Raw genomic sequence first — 19,082 nt, forward strand, 5'->3', positions numbered from 1 at the left:
CCGGACGCCCGCAATGCATCTCAAAGACCTGAAAAACAAAAAGCCGGCCGAGCTGGTCGCGATGGCCGAAGAACTCGGCATTGAGAGCGCGTCGACGCTGCGCAAGCAGGATTTGATGTTTGCGATCCTCAAGGTCCAGGCCGAAGAGGGCGAGCAGATCATGGGGTTGGGCACGATCGAAGTGCTGCCCGACGGTTTCGGCTTTCTGCGGTCGCCCGAGGCGAATTATCTGGCCGGCCCCGACGACATTTACATCTCGCCCAACCAGGTTCGCAAATTCGGTCTGCGCACCGGCGACACCGTCGAAGGCGAGATCCGCGGGCCCAAGGATGGCGAGCGCTATTTCGCCCTGGTCAAGCTGACTGCGGTCAATTTCGACGATCCCGAGGCGGTGCGCCACCGCGTCAATTTCGACAACCTTACCCCGCTCTACCCCGATGAGAAGCTGACGCTCGATCCGTCGGACCCGACGATCAAGGACAAGTCGGCGCGGGTGATCGACATCATTTCGCCGCAGGGCAAGGGCCAGCGCACGCTGATCGTGGCACCGCCGCGCGTCGGCAAGACGGTGATGCTGCAGAATATCGCCAAGGCGATCACCGACAACCACCCCGAGGTGTTCCTGATCGTCCTGCTGATCGACGAGCGCCCCGAGGAAGTCACCGACATGCAGCGCTCGGTCAAGGGTGAGGTGGTCAGCTCGACCTTCGACGAACCCGCCACGCGCCACGTGCAAGTTGCCGAAATGGTGATCGAAAAGGCCAAGCGCCTGGTCGAGCACAAGAAGGACGTGGTAATCCTGCTCGACTCGATCACCCGCCTTGGCCGCGCCTACAACACCGTCGTTCCCTCGTCGGGCAAGGTGTTGACCGGCGGTGTCGACGCCAATGCGCTGCAGCGCCCGAAGCGCTTCTTCGGTGCCGCGCGCAATATCGAGGAAGGTGGCTCGCTTTCGATCATCGCGACGGCGCTGATCGATACCGGCAGCCGCATGGACGAAGTGATCTTCGAAGAATTCAAGGGCACGGGTAACTCTGAAATCGTGCTCGACCGCAAGGTTGCGGACAAGCGCATCTTCCCGGCGCTCGACGTCGGCAAGTCCGGCACGCGCAAGGAAGAGCTGCTGGTCGATCAGAGCAAGCTCTCCAAGATGTGGGTGCTGCGCCGCATCCTCATGCAGATGGGCACGATCGATTCGATGGAATTCCTGCTCGACAAGATGAAGAATTCGAAGACCAACGAAGATTTCTTCGACAGCATGAACCAGTAATCGGGGCTGGGTCCGTCGGCGGGGTGCCGACGGACTCGCATCGCCTCGACCGACGGGCTAAGCGGCAGACGGCGTGGGGGTTTGCCATGCCTCTTGTTAAGGCCTGCCCATGTTCAACATCGCAGACGTATTCACGACGGCCGGGCTGGCGACGCTCGGTCAGGTAATCCTGATCGATCTGATCTTCTCCGGCGACAATGCCATGGTGCTCGGTACGCTCGCCGCCGGGCTACCCTCCAAACAGCGCAAGCAGGTTCTTGCGCTCGGCGTGATGATGGCAATGGTATGCCTGATCGGCTTCGCGCTGATCGCGACGCAACTCTTGCATGTCGTCGGCTTGCTGCTGGCCGGAGGTATATTGCTGCTGTGGGTATCGTGGAAACTCTATCGCGAGATCGGTGGCGCGGCGGACGCGACGAGCGGTGGTCATGCCACGGCGAAACAGCCTAAAACGTTCGCACAGGCGGCCATCCAGGTGGCCATTACCAATTTATCGCTCAGCCTCGACAATGTTCTGGCCGTGGCGGGTGCGGCCCGCGAACATCCAGCGGTGCTATTTTTCGGGCTCGCTTTGTCGGTCACGCTGATGGCGGTTGCCGCGAACTTCATCGCGCGCCTTATCGGGCGGCATCCTTGGATCGCCTATATCGGCTTGGCCGTGATTCTCTTCGTTGCCGGCCGCATGATTTATGATGGCATCGTCGATCACGAAATCGGCGTGCTGCGCCTGCTTTTCTAGAGCAGGCGATCGCGGCGGTCGCGCCGTTCGAAATCGAGCAACCAGCGCTTGGTCGCCGGCCCCTCTCCCGCCGAATAAGCCCCAAGCGAACCGTCGGCATTGCTGACGCGGTGGCATGGCACGATGATCGGAAAAGGATTGCGTGCGCAGGCTTGCCCGATTGCGCGCGCGCTTGATCCGATCGTGGCAGCGAGCGCGCCATAGCTCAGCACTTCGCCATAGCCGATCGCCACCATCGCATCGCGTAACACTTGCCCCCGGATGGTTCGAGCGGCGGTGAGCGGCAGATCGAAGTTGGTGCGCTCGCCTGCGAACCATGCCTGGATTTGATCGGCGGCGGCACGTACCGGCAGTGAAGCGCCCGATATTGGAGGGCCCGCAACGGCGTCGATTTGGATCGAGGCGATCGCGGCATCGTCGCCATAAATCGTGACAACACCGACAGGCGTTGCGATCCGGGCCATATCGCGCGCATACATGGCCAGAGTATGCAGCGCGGCGCAGGCCCGCTCAAGCGGAGAAGCGCGATGAAGATCAATGTCGAAGTCGATTGCACCCCGGAAGAAGCGCGGCGCTTCATGGGCCTGCCCGACCTTGCCCCCGTCCACGAGAAATATGTCGCGATGCTCACCGATACCATGGACGGTGTGGTGGCCCCCGACCTCCTCGATAATATGGTGCGGAGCTGGATGCCGATGAGCGATGCCGGCATGGGGATGTGGCGCAAAATGTTCGAGAGCACGACCAAGTAGTCCAGCGGTGACCATGCGCGAGACGATTTTCGCCACATCGAGCGGCGCACCGCCCGCCGCGATTGCCATTGTTCGCCTGAGTGGACCGAGCGCCTTTACGATCGCGAGGGGATTGGTCGGCGATTTACCCGTGCCGCGCCGTGCCGCGTTGCGCGCGTTGCATGACCCGCGCGACGGGAGTGTGCTTGACCGAGCGCTCGTCCTTGTGTTCCCCGGCCCACGCACTGCGACCGGCGAAGATCTCGTAGAGTTTCAGGTCCATGGGGGCCGCGCAGTGGTGCTCGCGGTGGAAGCGTGCCTCGCCGCACAGCCTGGTGCCCGCCATGCCGAAGCTGGCGAATTTACCCGCCGCGCGCTTGAGAATGGGGTCATCGATCTGACGGAAGCAGAGGGTTTGGGGGACTTACTGTCCGCGCAAACCGAGACACAGCGGCGCGCGGCCTTGCGCGTTGCCGAAGGCGGATTGCGAGCGCAGGTCGACCATTGGACCGACCGCCTGATCGACATCGCGGCCAGGATCGAAGCGCAGTTGGACTTTTCCGACGAGGACGATGTGACGTCCGAAAACAGCGACGAGATCGTGGCCGCCATCGCAGTTACGGCGGCGGAGATCGCGCGCTTGCTCTCCGCCCCCCCGGTGGAGCGCTTGTACGACGGCGTTCGCCTTGTGCTCGCAGGGCCGCCCAATAGTGGGAAGTCCACATTGTTGAATGCGCTGGCAGGGCGCGAGGTTGCGATTGTCTCAGCGATATCAGGAACCACACGCGACCGGATCGAAGTGCCGGTGGAGCGCGGTGGTATCGCCTATCTGCTCACCGATACCGCGGGGCTTACCGATTTTCCGGGAGATGAGATCGAACGGATCGGGATCGAGCGCGCGGCCGACGCGATCGCGAGCGCGGATATCGTTGTGTGGCTGGGCGACGACGCCCCAAGCGATCCAGCCCATCTGCGGGTTCACGCGCGCGCCGATCTTCCGGGACGCGACGCCCTCCCCTCGGATCGCGTTCTCGCCCTGTCGGCCAAAACAGGCGAGGGTCTTGATGGGCTTTGGGAAGTCATCGCGCAAAGAGCTCGTGCTTTGTTGCCGCAAGAGGACGTACTAACGACAAACCGTCGACAGCGGGGACTGCTGTCAGCCTGTCTCGAACACCTCCAAGCCGCGACCGGCAGCGATTTTTTGATTGTCGCCGAAGAGGTGCGTGGAGCGCTTAAGGCGCTTGACGCGGTTGCCGGCCGAAGCGGAATAGAGAATGTACTGGATGCGATTTTTTCGCGCTTTTGCATCGGCAAATGAAGCGACGTTCCACGTGGAACATACCACCCTCCCCTTTGACAGCGCGACGCCTACGACCTAGCGACAGCGTATGAGCGAATTCGATGTGATCGTCGTTGGTGGCGGACACGCCGGCACCGAAGCTGCGGCTGCGGCTGCGCGGTGCGGCGCGCGCGTCGCCCTGATCAGTTTTGATCCGGTAAAGATCGGAGCGATGTCCTGCAATCCCGCGATTGGCGGGCTTGGCAAAGGGCATCTCGTCCGTGAGGTCGACGCCTTCGATGGCCTGATTGGTCGCGCTGCCGATGCTGCGGGGATCCATTACCGCATGCTTAATCGCAGCAAAGGGGCTGCGGTGCAGGGGCCCCGAGTCCAGGCAGATCGTCGGCGCTATGCGGCTGCGATCCAAGCGATGCTTCGCGCCCAGGATGGCTTGGATATCGTCGGCGGTGAAGTCGCAGCCCTGCTACGCGACGCGGACGGGGTGGTGAAGGGGGTTCGGCTCGCAAGCGGCCAAAGCCTGACGGCCCGCGCGGTGGTCCTCGCCACCGGGACTTTCCTCGGCGGCCGGATGTTTCGCGGCGAGGAGCGTTTCGTAGGGGGCCGGGTTGGCGAAGCTGCAGCCTCGGAACTCGCTGAGCAACTGCGGGCTGCGCGTCTACCAATGGCGAGGCTCAAGACCGGAACTCCCCCGCGTCTGGACGGGCGGACGATCGACTGGGCCCGCCTTGCGCAGCAGCCGAGCGACGCAGACCCATGGACGATGTCACCGCTATCGCCGTCCCGTCCCCTGCCCCAATTGCATTGCGCGATAACCCGAACGACCCAGGAAACGCATGCGATCATCCGCAGCGGACTGGACCGTTCGCCGCTCTTTGGTGGCGCGATCGCTGGTCAAGGGCCGCGTTACTGCCCGTCGATCGAGGACAAGATCCACCGCTTCGGCGACCGGGACGGCCATCAAATCTTCCTGGAGCCGGAAGGTCTGGACGACGCGACCGTATATCCCAACGGGATTTCGACGTCGCTCCCGGTTGATATTCAGGCAGCGATGATCGCCTCGATCCCGGGGCTTGAGCATGCGCGCATTGTCGCGCCGGGCTATGCCGTCGAATATGATCATATCGATCCCCGCGCCTTGTCGGCGACGCTGGAAGTGCGTGCGATGGCAGGTCTGTTCTGCTGCGGCCAGATCAACGGTACGACGGGGTATGAGGAGGCGGCCGGACAGGGCCTGATCGCGGGCCTCAATGCAGCGGCACATGCGCTGGGCGCTGCCCCGATCATACTCGACCGGGGATCGAGCTATTTAGGGGTGATGATCGATGACTTGGTGCTCCAGGGCATCACGGAGCCGTATCGTATGCTCACTGCACGCGCGGAATACCGTTTGCGGCTGCGCGCCGACAATGCCGAGACCCGCCTTGGCCCGCTTGCGGCGCGCATTGGGTGCCTCGGGCCGGAACGCCTGGGCCGTCTCGAGCGGCGCGCGGAGCAGCGCGTGGCGGTCGAAACCCGGCTCGCGCAATCTGTGACGCAGGATGTTTGGGTTGCGGGAGGCGCGCCTTTGGCTCCCGATCCACAGGCGCGCACGGGAGAGCAATGGCTCCGGGTGGCCGGCGTGGAAATTGGGATGCTGATTCCCGAGCTGATGGGCAGCGTGGAGGCTGCCCTGTTGGCCGAGATCGCCGAGGATGCGCGCTATGCCCCTTACCTGTTGCGCCAGGAAACCGAGATCGCCAGCCTGCGCGCGCAGGATGAGATTGCAATCCCTGCTTCGGTTGATTTCGCTGCGATCCCGGGTCTCTCGACGGAGATGATCGAGCGCCTGGCGCTTGCGCAGCCCGAGACATTGGGCTCCGCAAGCCGTATCCGCGGAATAACGCCCGCCGCTTTGACGGCGATCCTGCTGCACCTTCGCAGGAAGGCCGCATGACCGAGGACGAGGCAAAAGCGTGGATTGAGGAGCGCTTTGGACTGGGCGGCGTTGCCGCGATGGCCGCATTTGCGGCAATCGTGCTGGGGGAAACGCGGCAGCAAAATCTGATCGCACCGTCTACGATTGATGCGATTTGGAGCCGTCACATCGTCGATTCCGCGCAGCTGATCGGCTTTGCGGGCGACGAGAAGGACAATCGATGGATCGATATCGGCAGCGGAGCGGGTTTTCCCGGGTTGGTGGTTGCCGCTTTAACGGAGCGGGAGGTGTGGCTGGTAGAGCCACGAAAACGGCGCGCGGCCTTCCTCGCAGAGACTGCCGCGACGCTCGGAATTGGCGATCGAACGCATGTCGTGTGCGGCCGAATCGAAAATATGCGCCAGACTGCGGGGATAATTTCGGCCCGCGCAGTTGGGCCCTTGACCGAGTTGTTCGGGTGGGCGAGGGATTGTTCGACCCCCGATACGCGGTGGATCTTGCCCAAGGGCCGGTCCGCTCGCGAGGAGGTGGCCACCGCCGAACGGGAATGGCATGGTGTGTTTCACGTGGAACATAGTCTTACCGATCCGGATTCGTTGATCGTTCTCGCATCAGAGGTGTCACGCCGATGAACGTCATTGCCGTAGCGAACCAAAAGGGCGGCGTGGGCAAGACCACCACCGCTATCAATCTCGGTACCGCACTGGCGGCGACCGGATTGCGCGTGCTGTTGCTCGACCTCGATCCTCAGGGAAATGCTTCGACCGGCCTTGGCATCGCGCGCGCCGACCGCCACCATTCCACTTACGATATCTTGCTGGGGGAAACGACAATCGAAGCGGCAGCGCTACCGACGATTGTCCCCAAGCTCGATATCGTCCCCGCCACGGTCGATCTGTCTGGCGCGGAAATCGAACTTGTCGAATATGAGGAGCGGACGCATCGTCTCTCCCGCGCGCTCGCCCGTTCCGATCACCGTTGGGACGTCGTCCTGATCGATTGCCCGCCATCGCTTGGGTTGCTGACGCTTAACGCGATGGTAGCCGCCAATTCGCTCCTGGTCCCGCTGCAGTGTGAGTTTTTCGCCCTTGAGGGGCTCAGCCAGTTGCTGAGCACAGTGGAGCGTATTCGCGAGCGGTTCAATCCTGGCCTGTCGATCATGGGGGTAGCGCTGACCATGCATGACCGGCGCAATCGGTTGACCGATCAAGTCTCCAACGATGTTCGTGCGGTGCTCGGCGGGGTGGTGTTTGAAACCGTTATCCCGCGCAACGTTCGCTTGTCGGAAGCTCCGAGCCACGGCTTGCCAGCCTTGATTTACGATTATCGCTGCCCCGGTTCGGAAGCCTATATCGCGCTTGCCCGTGAATTGATTGCACGACTGCCCAATATCGAACCCCAACCTGCAAGGGCCGCATGACAGACTCGACCGTGCCGCAGAACGCTCCGCAGGCTCGCCCGAAGCCGCGCTCCGGCCTTGGCCGCGGTCTCAACGCATTGATGGGCGATCTGGCCCGCGAGGAGCCGGTTGGCGGGAATAAGGAAACATCGCCCGGTATCCGTTCGCTTCCGGTGGGGTCATTGACGCCGCATCCGGGCCAGCCGCGCCGGCATTTCGATGAAGCTGCGCTTGAGGAATTGGCGCAGTCGATTGCGCAACGCGGGGTGCTGCAGCCCATCGTCGTGCGACCGCACGGGACGGGATACCAGATTGTCGCGGGTGAGCGCCGCTGGCGCGCGGCGCAGCGGGCGCGGTTGCACGAAGTGCCCGTGATCGTTCGGGCATTCGACGATACCGAGACGCTCGAAGTTGCGCTGGTCGAAAATATTCAGCGGCAGGACCTCAACGCGATCGAGGAGGCCGAGGCTTATCATCGGCTGATCGAAGACTTTGGTCACACCCAGGAAGCGCTGGGCAAGCTGGTCAACAAGTCGCGTAGCCATATTGCCAATTTGCTGCGATTGTTGGAACTGCCGACGCCGATCCAGGAACGCGTTGTCACCGGTACGCTGACGATGGGCCACGCCCGCGCCCTCATCGGGGCGGCCGATGTCGAGGCACTGGCCGATCAGGTCGTCGCGCGCGGTCTGTCGGTACGCGACACCGAGCGATTGGCACGGGCGGCGAAGCCTGCACCGCGAAGCCAGAGCACCGAAAGCGGTGGACGCGATCCGGATCTTGCAGCGCTGGAGCATCAGCTTGCCGATCTGCTCGGCCTCTCGGTACGCGTGACCTATGGCGCGAAAGGCGGCACGCTGGTGCTGTCCTACTCGACGCTCGATCAGCTCGATATGGTGTGCCAGCGGCTCACGGGCGAGCGGATTTAACGCCCGCTTACCCGCGCTGGCGCGCAGCCATCCTTGCGACGGCGACCATCGCCGAATCGGCTAGGACCGCACCTGCATTTGCCGTCGCCATCGTCGCGCGTTCGGCGCGGCGGACTCGATCGATCGCTTCGCTGATCTTCGGTGCAGACCAGATGTGCAGCGCGCGCGCGGTGGTGGCGCGTTCGCGAAAGAATACGCGCTCGATGACGGCGTTGACGCTCGCCCCGTCGTCGATCTCGGCGCGCAGCTCGGCAAGTGTCATCAGGCGTCGTGCCAATTGGCGGAGGAGCGGAATCGGCGAAACCCCGGCAACCCTCAAGCGGCCGAGTTCGTCCGCCAGGCGATCCGGCCCCCCATCGATCGCGGCGTCGATGGCGCGCGAAATTTCTGAATCCCCTAGATCGGCACCGATCGCATCGAGTGTAGCATCGTCGATTTCGCGAGGGCGTTCCGGTGCGGCATCCAGATATAGAGCGATTTTCTCAAGCTCGCGCGTCATCACTGCGCGGTCCCCCCCGGCCGCGAGCGCAATGCGGGCGGCGGTTCCGCCCGTCGTCCGCAGCCCCTGCTCGCGCGCAATGCTAGCGGCAATCTTGTCGGCCTCCCCCGCCTCCGGGACATAAAAGACGCAGGCCATCGCGCGTGGACTGGCGGTCGCAAGTTTCACCAGGGCGGACGACCCCTTCACTGTGGGGGCGATCATGACGACGGGATTGCCCGCCCGTTCGGCGGACAGCAACAGGGTGCATGCCTCAACGCAGTCTTCCCCTGCCCCAGCGACGCGGATGTACCGCGCGGTTCCGAAAAGGGACATGGACGCGGCTTCGTCGGCCAGTCGACCGGGATTGGTCTTTAGCATCCCCGGTTCAAGATCCACCCGCTCGGCATCGGGGCCCATGATCCGACCAAGGCGGGCCGCCACGTCGCGTGCTCCGGCTTCGTCAGGGCCGTGCAGCAGGTACAGGCGGATATCGGGATTGGCCGCCACCGCATCGATGGCGCGAGTCAATTGGTTGAGATTGGCCTTCATATGCGGGCCCTATCCATCGGATCAGGGCTTTTCAGGCGAGGTTCGCTGCACATAGGTGGCGACGCGCGCGATGATTTGATCCGCAACGATGCCGGAAAGCCGCTCCAGCGCGGTGTTCTCCGCCGCGATCGTGGCATATTCGGAATTGACCACGTCGATTCCGGCATCCGAGCCGGAGGCCGCATCCAGCAGCACCGCACCATTGCTTAGATCGATAAGTTGATAGCGCGCGCGCAAGGTGCGGCGTTCGCGCGAAATGCTGTCGTCGCGGCGAACGCCAAGCCCAACGATCTTGTCGTCCAGTTTGACCTCGAGCCGATAGTGCGGGGTAGCGGCCGAGTGCAGACGATCGCGCAAGGCGTTGGCCATGAGCCATCCAGCTTTGCCCTCGATCGGCGCGACATCGACCTGTGCCAGCGTGATCGCAACCGTGCCGGAGCTTCCACCCGAATAGAGCGGGTGCAACCCACATCCCGACAGAGCGAAACCGGCGGTTACAAGGGCGAGGGCAAGCCTCATGCGACGATGTTCACAAGGCGGTCTGGCACGACGATCACCTTTCGCGGCGGTTTGCCGTCAAGGATGCGGACGATCTTTTCCGAAGACAGCGCTGCTGCCTCAATCTCTTCGCGTGCCAAGCCCTTGGCCAGCACGAGCGTATCTCGCAGCTTACCATTGATTTGTACCGCGACCGTGACTTCGTCTTCGATCAATAGCGCGGCGTCTACGGTCGGCCAGGGGGCGTCGGCGATGAGGCCGGGCTTACCCGCGGCGGACCATGCTTCCTCGGCCAGATGCGGGGCCATTGGCGCGATCAGGCGCATGAGCGTATCGATCGCGGTATCGCGCGACGCCGACGCTTCGGCGCGTTCGATCGCATTGACCAGCTCATACAGTTTGGCGACGGCCTTGTTGAACGCGAGCGCTTCGATATCGATGGCAATGCCCGCGATCGTCTGATGCAGCTTGCGCTCGAGCGCGATATTGTCGGTACCGGTCTCGAGCCCGCTGCGCTCGCCGTCGAACAGCCGCCACAGCCGCTGGATAAAGCGCCACGATCCTTCGATCCCGGATTCGCTCCACGGCAAATCCCGCTCTGGCGGCGAATCCGACAGCATGAACCAGCGCGTGGCGTCCGCCCCATATTGATCGACGATGCCGGTCGGGTCGACGGTGTTCTTCTTCGACTTCGACATCTTCTCGACGCGGCCGACCGTTACGGTTTCGCCGGTCAGGCGCTCGATATAGCCGTCGCCGTGCTTCTCGATCTCGTCCAGCGAAAGCCAGCGCGACTTGGTGATCGAATCCACGCCGTCGCTGCCGAGCTCGGTGATCTGGCGGCTATAGGTTTCGTGCGTCACCATGCCCTGGGTGAACAGCCCGGCAAAGGGCTCGGCAATGTCGAGCATGCCGATATGGCGCAGCGCGCGCGTCCAGAAGCGGGCATAGAGCAGATGCAGGATCGCATGCTCAACGCCGCCAATATATTGCGCGACGGGCAGCCATCGCTCGGCGACGGCGCGATCGAACGGCTTATCCTTGGGCTGACTGGCGAAGCGGATGAAATACCAGGACGAATCGACGAAGGTGTCGAGCGTGTCGGTTTCGCGCCGTGCGACCGCGCCGCACGATGGGCAAGCCACGTGCTTCCATGTCGGGTGGCGATCGAGCGGATTGCCGGGAATGTCGAATGTCACGTCTTCGGGCAGGATCACCGGCAACTGATCCTTGGGCACCGGCACCGCGCCACAGGCATCGCAGTGAATGATCGGGATCGGTGTGCCCCAATAGCGCTGGCGGCTGACACCCCAGTCGCGCAGGCGGAACACGGTCGAGCCGGTCCCCCAGCCCTCTCCTTCGGCGCGCTGGATCACCGCGCGTTTGGCATCCTCAATGTCCATGCCATCAAGAAAGTGCGAATTTACCAGCGTGCCGGGCCCGGTATACGCGCTGTCGCCGACGAAGACCGGATCGGTTTCCTCGCCATCGGACACGACGCGGCGGACCGGCAAATGGTATTTCCGCGCGAAGTCCATGTCGCGCTGATCGTGCGCGGGAACGCCGAACACGGCCCCCGTCCCATAGTCCATCAACACGAAATTGGCGATGTAGACGGGCAGTTGGATCGTCGGGTCGAACGGGTGCGCTGCGGTCAGCCCGGTATCGAAGCCGAGCTTTTCCTGCGTTTCGAGCTCCGCCGCAGTCGTGCCGCCGCGTTTGCACAAGGCGATGAAGTCGGCGGCTGCCGGATTCCGCTCGGCCAGCACTTGCGCAATCGGATGGTCGGCGGCGACCGCGACGAAGCTTGCCCCGAAAATCGTGTCGGGGCGTGTGGTGAAGACCTCGACCGCACCGCCATCGGACAGTGCAAAACGGAATTGCAGCCCCTGGCTGCGGCCGATCCAGTTTTCCTGCATCAGCTTGACCTTGTCGGGCCAATGCTCGAGCGATCCCAGGCCCTCGAGCAGCTCGTCGGCAAAATCGGTGATCTTCAGGAACCATTGCGACAGCTTGCGCCGCTCGACCAACGCGCCGGATCGCCAGCCGCGCCCGTCAATCACTTGCTCGTTGGCGAGCACGGTCATGTCGACCGGATCCCAGTTGACCGAGCTTTCCTTGCGATAGACCAGCCCGTGCGCGAACAGGTCGAGGAACAGCGCTTGTTCGTGGCCGTAATAGTCCGGCTCGCAGGTCGCCAGCTCGCGGGTCCAGTCGAGCGCGAAGCCAAGCCGTTTGAGCTGTGCCTTCATCGTGGCGATATTGTCGCGGGTCCAGCCGCCCGGGTGAACGCCCTTTTCCATCGCGGCATTCTCGGCCGGCATGCCGAAGGCGTCCCACCCCATCGGGTGGAGCACTTCCATCCCCGTCATCCGGCGGTAGCGCGCCAGCACGTCGCCCATCGTATAGTTGCGGACGTGGCCCATATGGATCCGCCCCGAAGGATACGGAAACATTTCAAGAACATAGGAGCGCGGCTTGGGCGAATCGTCGCGTGCGGCGAAGGTGCGGGCGTCGTCCCACACCTTCTGCCATGCCGCGTCCGCTTTCAGCGCGTTGAAGCGTGACGCCATGAGAACGGGGATCCTACTGGGCTACGGCAGCGCGGCGCAGGTCACGCGCTTTGGTCAGGATGATATCTTCCAGCTTCTGCACCGTGGAGGCTTCGACCGGGGCCGCGACCCACTGGCCACCTTGATTGACCTGGCGCAGCGCGGCGACGCGAAGGCCATCGGCGCGAAGGTCCTGGTCGAGGATCGTTACCGTAACCTTGATCCGCTCGGCGGGGGCTGCCGGGTTGATATACCAATCGGTCACGATCACCCCACCGTTGGAATCGGTCTGCAGCAGCGGCATGAAGCTCAGCGTGTCGAGGCTGGCACGCCACAGATAGGCGTTGACGCCGATCGTGGTCACTTTCGAAGCGGCGAGATCGGCGCTTTGCGGCCGGGCACGCTTATGGGCGCAGGCCCCCAGCGACAAAGAGGCGGCAAGAGCGAACGAAACCACGATCGCGGTGCGTGGGCGGCGGGTCATCGGCGGTTCCTGAACAAAACTGGGTGTTGGGGGACGTCGGTATCTATAGAATGTCTCGCGCATGCCGCAAGCGACACATCCAGCGCCTCCGGGTGCGTGCGCCGTGTGTGTCCTTCGAGACACTGTCTTGAGAAAATGAGTCAAGATAGTGGCGGTGCGGAATTGAATCGTGATAGGCGCAATGACACATGACGGTACCAATAAGGTGCTGATAAGGGGCTTTGCGTGTTTTCTGCTCGTTGGATGTCCGGGATTGCTGCGGGAGCGCTAGTCGCCCTCGGCATCGCTGTGGCTCCGGCAGTTGGCGCTAGCGACATGCCTGGCACGCGACCTGCGCCCAAGCGCAACGCACTTGCGGTGCGGGGAATCGGCTCTTTCACGCCGGCTTCAGCGGATCCGAGGCTCGCGGCTTTGTTCGCGCGCGGCGGTCTCGATACGAGCGGTTTTCGTTTCACACCATCGGATGGCCGACGAGACGGCTCGCATGCGGTAACGATCGCAATTCGTGCGCGGTCGGCGCGTGGAACCACGGTGGTCGATCGCAGCGCGCCTGTTCCCGCTGCGACGGTCAACCTTACGCCGATCGCTTATAATCTCGGCGTCGCGGTCGGGTGGAAGCGCTTTGCACTGTCGGGCGATGTGTCCAAGGTCGATTTGGCGGGGCTGCCGGGTGGTCGCGAAGCAGCCGAAGTCGGGGTCAGCTACACGGGCAATCGCTTCACCGGTCGCGTGAAGGCGGGTGCCGATCGTCCGCTCGCGGGCGCGCCCAAGCTGATCGAAGACGCACCGGCTTACTCGATCGACGTCGGCGGTTCCTATTCGCTGACGCGTCGCCTCGATGTGACGGCAGGCGTGCGCTATAAAGACGAGCGCGAGCGTTTGATCACCCAGCCGAACACCGATACCGGCCGCCGCGACAGCCAGGCGGTGTATATCGGAACCGCCTTCCGCTTCTAATCGGTGGCGGCACTGCGGGGGGTCAGCCCGTCAATGGCCGCCCAACCCGCGAAACCGAGTCTTTTCAGAAGACGGAATCGGTGTGCCGTAACGCCGCCAAGCGCAATTGCGGGAAGGCCGACAGCGCGCGCAATCTGCGCCGCGCGTACTGGCCCCAGGGCGCGGGCTCCCGGATGGGTTCGCGTCGGATAGACGGGCGACACCAGAACAGCATCGGCTCCGGCGCGCCGCGCCGCCATTCCTTCCCGCACCGAATGGGCAGCACCCAGCCGGACCGGCTGCCGATCCCCTCCAGGCTTCACCAACACCAGGCCGCGTCGCCGTGCGAGTTTTGCGATGCGGTTGAACGTGGCGATCCGCGCTGCCTCCGGTGTCGCGAAGTGGCGAAAGACAACCCCGCTCCCGCGGGGCAGCGCCGCCAGCGCCGCCCATAAGCCCTCGCCCATCCGTTCGTCGGTCATCAGCCACAGTGTGGGGAGTGCGCGAGCGCTTATGGGGTGACGAACAGCCATGTCGCCGCCTATAGCGCCGCCAATGGCCAACGACGACCCCACCACCACACCCGCTTCCGCGCTAGCCAGTGTCCAGGCGACGATCGCCCGCGCCGCCGCGCTTGCCGACCGTAAGCCCGAGGGCGTGACGCTGATCGCGATTTCGAAGACCAAATCCGCCGCCGAAATCGCGCCTTTGCTGGCGGCGGGACAGCGCGTTTTTGGCGAAAATCGCGTACAGGAAGCGCAGGACAAATGGCCCGCGCTACGCGAGTCGTTCCCGGATATTACGCTGCATCTGGTCGGGCAATTGCAATCGAACAAGGCCGAGGATGCAGTCGCGCTGTTCGACACGATCCATTCGGTCGACCGCCCTTCCCTCATCGCCGCGCTCGCCCGCGCGATGGAGCGGCAGGGTCGCCGCCCAGCGTGCTTCCTCCAGGTCAATATCGGCGACGAAGCGCAAAAGGGGGGCTGCCCGATCGGCGATCTCCCTGCCCTGCTCGACGCGGCTCGTGCGGCGGATTTTCCGATCGCTGGCCTGATGGCGGTGCCGCCGGCAGGGACCGAGGCTGCGCCCTACTTCGCGTTGCTTGCCAAGCTGGCGCGAGACCACGGCCTCGCTGGGCTCAGCATGGGCATGTCGGGGGATTATGAGACGGCGGTGATGCTGGGGGCGACACATGTCCGCATCGGCAGCGCCTTGTTTGGAGCGCGTGCATGAAGTTCGACGGCATCATCTTCGATTTCGACGGCGTCCTGATCGAAAGCGAAGCGGTCGGCAATCGCCAGATTGCGGCCTATCTGACGAGCATCGGCCATCCGACGACGCCCGAGGATTCCTTCGCCAATTTCATGGGATTGTCGGGCGCATCCTTCATCGGCGCGATCGAAAACTGGATCGGCCGGTCGCTGCCGGAGGACTTCCACGCAGCGCGCAGCATCGAGGATCAACGCGCGATGCGCGACGGCGTCGATGCGGTCGAGGGCGCGGTCAAGTTCGTGCTGAGCCTGCCCGCCGATTTGCCCAAGGCGATCGCCTCGTCGAGTACGACCGCCTGGATCGCACGCCACCTCGAGCATATCGGTCTGCGCGAGGTGTTCGGCGAGCGGATCTTTTCGGGCAAGGAGCATGTCACCCGCGGAAAGCCTGCGCCGGATATCTATCTCCACGCCGCCAAGGCGCTTGGCATCGACATCGCGCGTGCGGTGATCGTCGAGGATTCGCCCGTAGGAGCAACCGGCGCGGTTGCGTCGGGTGCGCACGTCATCGGTTTCGTCGGTGCCACCCATTGCGGCCCCGATCATGCCGCCAAGTTGCGCTCGATCGGTGTCGATGCGGTGGCCGAAGACTTCGATCAGATCGCCGCTTTGGTCGCCTAAAACTGGTGGCCGGTGCGGTCGCGCTTGGTCGCGAGATAACGCTCGTTATGCGGGTTTGCGGGCAGGATGTGCGGCACGCGCTCAACCACAGAGATCCCTGCAGCTTCGAGCTGCGCGACCTTTTGCGGGTTGTTGGTCAGCAGTCGAACCGATCGTTGGCCCAGCAAGTCGAGCATCCGCGCCGCCACTGCGAAATTGCGTGAATCGACGGCAAAGCCCAGCCGCGTATTGGCATCGACGGTATCGAACCCCTGATCCTGCAGCGCATAAGCCCGCAATTTGTTGATCAGGCCGATGCCGCGCCCTTCCTGGCGCAGATACAGGATCATGCCCCAGCCACTCGCCGCGACCGCATCGATCGCGGCATGGAGTTGCGGTCCGCAATCGCATTTCAGGCTGCCGAGCATATCGCCGGTCAGGCATTCGCTGTGCAGCCGCACCAGCGGGGGGCGACCATCGGGCTTGCCGATCAGCAGCGCGATATGCTCGCCGGGCATTTCGGGGGTGCGAAATGCGACGATCTCGGCGTCTTCCGCGCCCGCCACCGGCAGATGCGCGCGTGTCGCGATCGTCAGGCGTGCGGCATTCTCATGGGCATCGACATCGTCCGGCGTGATCACCAACGCCGCCGATTCGCCCGGCAATGCGAAGAAAGCCGGTAGCATCCCCGCGATCCGTGCGAGGCGCAGCGCCGCCGCGCCGGCATCGCGTTCGGCCAGGCATAGGGCGCGGAACGGGCCCTTCATCGGCACCTGAAGGTCAAATTGCGGATCTGCCAGCGCGGTCGCGGTCGCGAAATCGAGCCATGGCGCGCGCTCGATCACGACGGGCGCATCGGGTGCGGCGGCGTCGCGCTGATTGGCGAGCGTCAGGGTGGCTGCGCGTCCGGCGGAGAGCAAGATGCTCGCCACCCCGCCCGGGTCGAACGCGGCGAGCCGCGCAGGGTCGGCGGTTTCGATCGGCAGCAGCGCCAGGGTGCCGTCGGCCCCGGCAAGGGCTATCGGCCAGCCACGGCGTAAGGCATCAATGGCAAGCGCTGTCTTGTGGGGATCGCTCAAACGTCGAACTCGGTCATGATGGGGACGTGGTCGGAAGGTTTCAGCCAGCTACGGCATTCTTCGAAGACATGGTGACGCCGCGCGGTCGCGGCAACATCTGCCGTCGCCCACATATGGTCCAGCCGCCGACCGCGATCGTTGACCGTCCAATCGGCCGAACGATAGCTCCACCAGGTATGAAGGCGCGCAGGTGCCGGGAAAAAATGCCGCCCGAGATCGACCCAGCTGTTGGACGCCTTGAGCCGGTCAAGCGCGGCGACCTCGATCGGTGTATGGCTGACGACGTTCAGCAATTGCTTGTGGCTCCACACGTCGGATTCCAGTGGCGCGATGTTGAGATCCCCAACCAGCAGCGTCGGCACGGCAAGCGATTCGGACCAAAGTGTCATCCGCTCCAGAAAATCGAGCTTTTGGCCGAATTTGGGGTTCACTTCGCGATCGGGCACGTCGCCGCCGGCCGGGACATAGACATTCTCGATCCGCATGCCCGATTCGAGCCGTACCCCGACATGACGCGCCTCGCGGTTGGCTTGCCAGTCAAACCGGTCATCCTCGACCAGCGGCACCTTGGACAGAATGGCGACGCCGTGGTGCATCCGCTGCCCATGCAGCACGATATGACGATAGCCGAGCGCGCGGAACGAAGCGGTCGGGAAGTCCTGGTCGATCACCTTGGTTTCCTGCAGGCACAGGATATCGGGCGCGGATTCGCGCAGGAATTTCTCAACAATCTCGATGCGGAACCGTACCGAGTTGATGTTCCAGGATGCGATCTTGAGCAAAGCGGTCATCATCCTGCTCTAGCGAGGCCATGCCTGCCACGCCAGCGGTGGCCGCCCCGGACATGGAAAGGCCCTCGCTCCGGGGGCATGGAGCGAGGGCCGACCTAGCGTTCGTCACGCAGGCGGGAAGCGAAGGTTCGGGTAACAGGGGGAAATCCCGAACGTCCTCATCCGCGAAACCGTCTTTATGCGCGGCAACCTGTCGCCAATATGAATGAAACTATTTTTTCCCGGTCGGGCGCACAGGATCGCGCCACTGAAAGGCATTGTCGGCGACGGGCGCGTTGAACCGCTGGTTCGACAGCCGGATGGTCGTACGATTGTTCTGCGAATCGAGCGCGACCCAGCCCTGCAACATCAATCCGCCCGGCGCAGTCGGATTGCGCGCGAACACCAGGCTGATCCGGCCATATTCCGGATGCTTGGGGTCGGCTGCGTCCACGGCGATCACATTGGGATTGTCCGTCGTGACCACGGAAGCGATCTTGCTCATATCGCGCGAGGGATCGAGCAGGATGCCAAGCGGGGAACCGGCGATCGGCCAGCGTTGCTTTTGGGCGACCGAATAATCGAGGAACCACAAGGATTTTCCGTCACTGACGATCAGGATCGGCACGCCTTTTTCATATTGAAAGCGGATCTTGCCGGGCTTCTTCAGCGTCAGCACGCCAGTCAGCACCTTCCCCGATCGGTCCGTCTGGGTGAAGGTCGCCGTCATGCTTTCGACTGCGCGTAGATGATTTTGCACTTGTGCCAGGTCGCCGACCGGGGCGGCCGCCACCAGCGCGGGGACTGCGAGCAAAGCGAAAGCAGGTTTAAACTGGTTGAACACACATATCTCCTGATCGGCCGCTATACAGCGCCACCGGCTTGAACCCGCTCTGAACCGCAGCCTTAGACGGGATGACCGTCGCGGTCGCGCAGCACTTCGCGGCGGCCGACATGATCGGGGCGACCGACGATATTGTCCTTCTCCATCCGCTCGATCAGCCGCGCGGCGCTGTTATAGCCAACGCGTAACTGGCGTTGCAGCCACGAGGTCGAGGCTTTTTGGCTCTCCACCACCAACTGCACCGCCGCGCGATATTGCTGGTCCTCGGCCGAATCTTCGCCGATCGGCGCGCCGTCGAGCGCGAAGCCGTCCTCCGGCTCTTCGGTCACCGCCGTGTTGTAGTCGGGCCGCCCTTGCGCGCGCCAGTGATCGGCTACCGCGCGCACTTCGTCATCGGATACGAAGGGCCCGTGCACGCGCACGATGCCTTTTCCGCCGGGCATATACAGCATGTCGCCCTTGCCGAGCAGCTGTTCGGCCCCCTGCTCGCCCAGGATGGTGCGCGAATCGATTTTGGAGGTGACGTGGAAGCTGATTCGCGTCGGCAGATTCGCCTTGATCACACCGGTGATGACGTCGACCGACGGGCGCTGCGTTGCCATGATGAGGTGAATGCCGGCCGCGCGCGCCTTTTGCGCCAGCCGCTGGATCAGGAATTCGACCTCTTTGCCCGCGGTCATCATCAGGTCGGCCAGTTCGTCGACGATCACCACGATCTGCGGCAGCACCTGA

At 63.6% G+C, this 19,082-nt stretch carries 21 protein-coding genes; 11 read left to right on the forward strand and 10 right to left on the reverse strand.

All coding sequences use genetic code 11. The annotated features are described in order from the left end of the window. The first annotated feature begins 13 nt into the window (after positions 1–13). Complete coding sequence (gene rho, locus EJC47_RS18100; RefSeq protein WP_010405952.1) at positions 14–1,270, forward strand: transcription termination factor Rho; 1,257 nt, start codon at positions 14–16, stop codon at positions 1,268–1,270. 109 nt (positions 1,271–1,379) lie between these two features. After that, entirely contained in the window at positions 1,380–2,009 is a 630-nt protein-coding gene (locus tag EJC47_RS18105; protein ID WP_033967500.1) for a YjbE family putative metal transport protein, read from the forward strand. Here EJC47_RS18105 and EJC47_RS18110 read toward each other — a convergent pair. Next, positions 2,006–2,488: a methylated-DNA--[protein]-cysteine S-methyltransferase gene (locus EJC47_RS18110; RefSeq protein ID WP_033967501.1), complete on the reverse strand. Its 483-nt coding sequence runs from the start codon at positions 2,486–2,488 to the stop codon at positions 2,006–2,008. The genes EJC47_RS18105 and EJC47_RS18110 overlap by 4 nt on opposite strands. Positions 2,489–2,536: 48 nt before the next feature. On the opposite strand from EJC47_RS18110, the gene EJC47_RS18115 reads away from it, so the two are divergent. The 6 genes from EJC47_RS18115 (at position 2,537) to EJC47_RS18140 (ending at position 8,283) form a co-directional block, all read left to right on the forward strand. After that, complete coding sequence (locus EJC47_RS18115; RefSeq protein ID WP_033967574.1) at positions 2,537–2,761, forward strand: DUF6489 family protein; 225 nt, start codon at positions 2,537–2,539, stop codon at positions 2,759–2,761. Between the two features lie 13 nt (positions 2,762–2,774). Beyond that, a complete protein-coding gene (gene mnmE, locus EJC47_RS18120) occupies positions 2,775–4,058 on the forward strand; it encodes a tRNA uridine-5-carboxymethylaminomethyl(34) synthesis GTPase MnmE (protein ID WP_185867719.1) in 1,284 nt (427 codons plus the stop codon). A gap of 70 nt (positions 4,059–4,128) precedes the next feature. Next, positions 4,129–5,973: a tRNA uridine-5-carboxymethylaminomethyl(34) synthesis enzyme MnmG gene (mnmG, locus tag EJC47_RS18125; RefSeq protein ID WP_033967502.1), complete on the forward strand. Its 1,845-nt coding sequence runs from the start codon at positions 4,129–4,131 to the stop codon at positions 5,971–5,973. Beyond that, positions 5,970–6,587 (forward strand): 16S rRNA (guanine(527)-N(7))-methyltransferase RsmG, encoded by a 618-nt coding sequence (gene rsmG, locus EJC47_RS18130; protein WP_126849188.1) that lies wholly within the window; start codon positions 5,970–5,972, stop codon positions 6,585–6,587. Before mnmG ends, rsmG begins: the two co-directional genes overlap by 4 nt. After that, positions 6,584–7,375: a ParA family protein gene (locus tag EJC47_RS18135; protein WP_033967503.1), complete on the forward strand. Its 792-nt coding sequence runs from the start codon at positions 6,584–6,586 to the stop codon at positions 7,373–7,375. Before rsmG ends, EJC47_RS18135 begins: the two co-directional genes overlap by 4 nt. Beyond that, positions 7,372–8,283, forward strand: coding sequence for a ParB/RepB/Spo0J family partition protein (locus EJC47_RS18140; RefSeq protein ID WP_033967507.1), 912 nt, complete (start codon positions 7,372–7,374; stop codon positions 8,281–8,283). Before EJC47_RS18135 ends, EJC47_RS18140 begins: the two co-directional genes overlap by 4 nt. Before the next feature lie 7 nt (positions 8,284–8,290). Here EJC47_RS18140 and holA read toward each other — a convergent pair whose 3' ends face one another. From holA to EJC47_RS18160, 4 genes are read right to left on the reverse strand one after another with little or no spacing between them, the layout of a single operon-like run. Continuing rightward, complete coding sequence (holA, locus tag EJC47_RS18145) at positions 8,291–9,313, reverse strand: DNA polymerase III subunit delta (protein WP_126849189.1); 1,023 nt, start codon at positions 9,311–9,313, stop codon at positions 8,291–8,293. 21 nt (positions 9,314–9,334) lie between these two features. Further along, entirely contained in the window at positions 9,335–9,832 is a 498-nt protein-coding gene (gene lptE / locus EJC47_RS18150) for an LPS assembly lipoprotein LptE (RefSeq protein WP_033967511.1), read from the reverse strand. After that, complete coding sequence (leuS, locus tag EJC47_RS18155) at positions 9,829–12,384, reverse strand: leucine--tRNA ligase (RefSeq protein ID WP_126849190.1); 2,556 nt, start codon at positions 12,382–12,384, stop codon at positions 9,829–9,831. Before leuS ends, lptE begins: the two co-directional genes overlap by 4 nt. Positions 12,385–12,397: 13 nt before the next feature. Continuing rightward, positions 12,398–12,847, reverse strand: coding sequence for a DUF3576 domain-containing protein (locus tag EJC47_RS18160; protein ID WP_010405938.1), 450 nt, complete (start codon positions 12,845–12,847; stop codon positions 12,398–12,400). A gap of 531 nt (positions 12,848–13,378) precedes the next feature. Between EJC47_RS18160 and EJC47_RS21520 the strand changes: the two genes are divergently transcribed. Further along, positions 13,379–13,804, forward strand: coding sequence for a porin (locus tag EJC47_RS21520; protein WP_310065918.1), 426 nt, complete (start codon positions 13,379–13,381; stop codon positions 13,802–13,804). Here EJC47_RS21520 and EJC47_RS18170 read toward each other — a convergent pair. Further along, entirely contained in the window at positions 13,801–14,316 is a 516-nt protein-coding gene (locus EJC47_RS18170; protein WP_260591656.1) for a thiamine phosphate synthase, read from the reverse strand. The genes EJC47_RS21520 and EJC47_RS18170 overlap by 4 nt on opposite strands. Before the next feature lie 22 nt (positions 14,317–14,338). Between EJC47_RS18170 and EJC47_RS18175 the strand changes: the two genes are divergently transcribed. Both EJC47_RS18175 and EJC47_RS18180 read left to right on the forward strand, forming a co-directional pair. Beyond that, positions 14,339–15,019 (forward strand): YggS family pyridoxal phosphate-dependent enzyme, encoded by a 681-nt coding sequence (locus EJC47_RS18175; protein WP_126849191.1) that lies wholly within the window; start codon positions 14,339–14,341, stop codon positions 15,017–15,019. Beyond that, positions 15,016–15,678, forward strand: a complete 663-nt coding sequence (locus EJC47_RS18180; RefSeq protein WP_126849192.1) for an HAD family hydrolase — start codon at positions 15,016–15,018, stop codon at positions 15,676–15,678. The genes EJC47_RS18175 and EJC47_RS18180 overlap by 4 nt, the downstream gene beginning before the upstream one ends. Here EJC47_RS18180 and ribA read toward each other — a convergent pair. The 4 genes from ribA to EJC47_RS18200 all read right to left on the reverse strand — a co-directional run. Further along, positions 15,675–16,736, reverse strand: a complete 1,062-nt coding sequence (gene ribA / locus EJC47_RS18185; RefSeq protein WP_126849193.1) for a GTP cyclohydrolase II — start codon at positions 16,734–16,736, stop codon at positions 15,675–15,677. The two genes, EJC47_RS18180 and ribA, sit on opposite strands and share 4 nt — an antisense overlap. Continuing rightward, the gene (locus EJC47_RS18190) at positions 16,733–17,527 is read right to left on the reverse strand and encodes an exodeoxyribonuclease III (protein WP_033967575.1); all 795 of its coding nucleotides are present in this window, start codon (positions 17,525–17,527) and stop codon (positions 16,733–16,735) included. The genes ribA and EJC47_RS18190 overlap by 4 nt, the downstream gene beginning before the upstream one ends. Positions 17,528–17,738: 211 nt before the next feature. After that, positions 17,739–18,350 (reverse strand): LolA family protein, encoded by a 612-nt coding sequence (locus EJC47_RS18195; protein ID WP_126849194.1) that lies wholly within the window; start codon positions 18,348–18,350, stop codon positions 17,739–17,741. Between the two features lie 62 nt (positions 18,351–18,412). Next, the coding region (locus EJC47_RS18200; protein WP_260591657.1) for a DNA translocase FtsK at positions 18,413–19,082 on the reverse strand (670 nt) is incomplete at its 5' end.

The sequence above is a fragment of the Sphingomonas sp. TF3 genome, assembly GCF_003985085.1.
GTDB lineage: Bacteria > Pseudomonadota > Alphaproteobacteria > Sphingomonadales > Sphingomonadaceae > Sphingomonas.

Coding starts and splice junctions, on each gene's coding strand:
- rsmG (WP_126849188.1), top strand. CDS start 5,970: ATGACCGAGGACGAGGCAAAAGCGTGGATTGAGGAGCGCTTTGGACTG.
- leuS (WP_126849190.1), bottom strand. CDS start 12,384: ATGGCGTCACGCTTCAACGCGCTGAAAGCGGACGCGGCATGGCAGAAG.
- rho (WP_010405952.1), top strand. CDS start 14: ATGCATCTCAAAGACCTGAAAAACAAAAAGCCGGCCGAGCTGGTCGCG.
- EJC47_RS18190 (WP_033967575.1), bottom strand. CDS start 17,527: ATGACCGCTTTGCTCAAGATCGCATCCTGGAACATCAACTCGGTACGG.
- holA (WP_126849189.1), bottom strand. CDS start 9,313: ATGAAGGCCAATCTCAACCAATTGACTCGCGCCATCGATGCGGTGGCG.
- EJC47_RS18140 (WP_033967507.1), top strand. CDS start 7,372: ATGACAGACTCGACCGTGCCGCAGAACGCTCCGCAGGCTCGCCCGAAG.
- EJC47_RS18105 (WP_033967500.1), top strand. CDS start 1,380: ATGTTCAACATCGCAGACGTATTCACGACGGCCGGGCTGGCGACGCTC.
- mnmE (WP_185867719.1), top strand. CDS start 2,775: ATGCGCGAGACGATTTTCGCCACATCGAGCGGCGCACCGCCCGCCGCG.
- EJC47_RS18110 (WP_033967501.1), bottom strand. CDS start 2,488: ATGTATGCGCGCGATATGGCCCGGATCGCAACGCCTGTCGGTGTTGTC.
- EJC47_RS18160 (WP_010405938.1), bottom strand. CDS start 12,847: ATGACCCGCCGCCCACGCACCGCGATCGTGGTTTCGTTCGCTCTTGCC.
- EJC47_RS18170 (WP_260591656.1), bottom strand. CDS start 14,316: ATGGCTGTTCGTCACCCCATAAGCGCTCGCGCACTCCCCACACTGTGG.
- EJC47_RS18180 (WP_126849192.1), top strand. CDS start 15,016: ATGAAGTTCGACGGCATCATCTTCGATTTCGACGGCGTCCTGATCGAA.
- lptE (WP_033967511.1), bottom strand. CDS start 9,832: ATGAGGCTTGCCCTCGCCCTTGTAACCGCCGGTTTCGCTCTGTCGGGA.
- mnmG (WP_033967502.1), top strand. CDS start 4,129: ATGAGCGAATTCGATGTGATCGTCGTTGGTGGCGGACACGCCGGCACC.
- EJC47_RS18135 (WP_033967503.1), top strand. CDS start 6,584: ATGAACGTCATTGCCGTAGCGAACCAAAAGGGCGGCGTGGGCAAGACC.
- EJC47_RS18115 (WP_033967574.1), top strand. CDS start 2,537: ATGAAGATCAATGTCGAAGTCGATTGCACCCCGGAAGAAGCGCGGCGC.
- EJC47_RS18175 (WP_126849191.1), top strand. CDS start 14,339: ATGGCCAACGACGACCCCACCACCACACCCGCTTCCGCGCTAGCCAGT.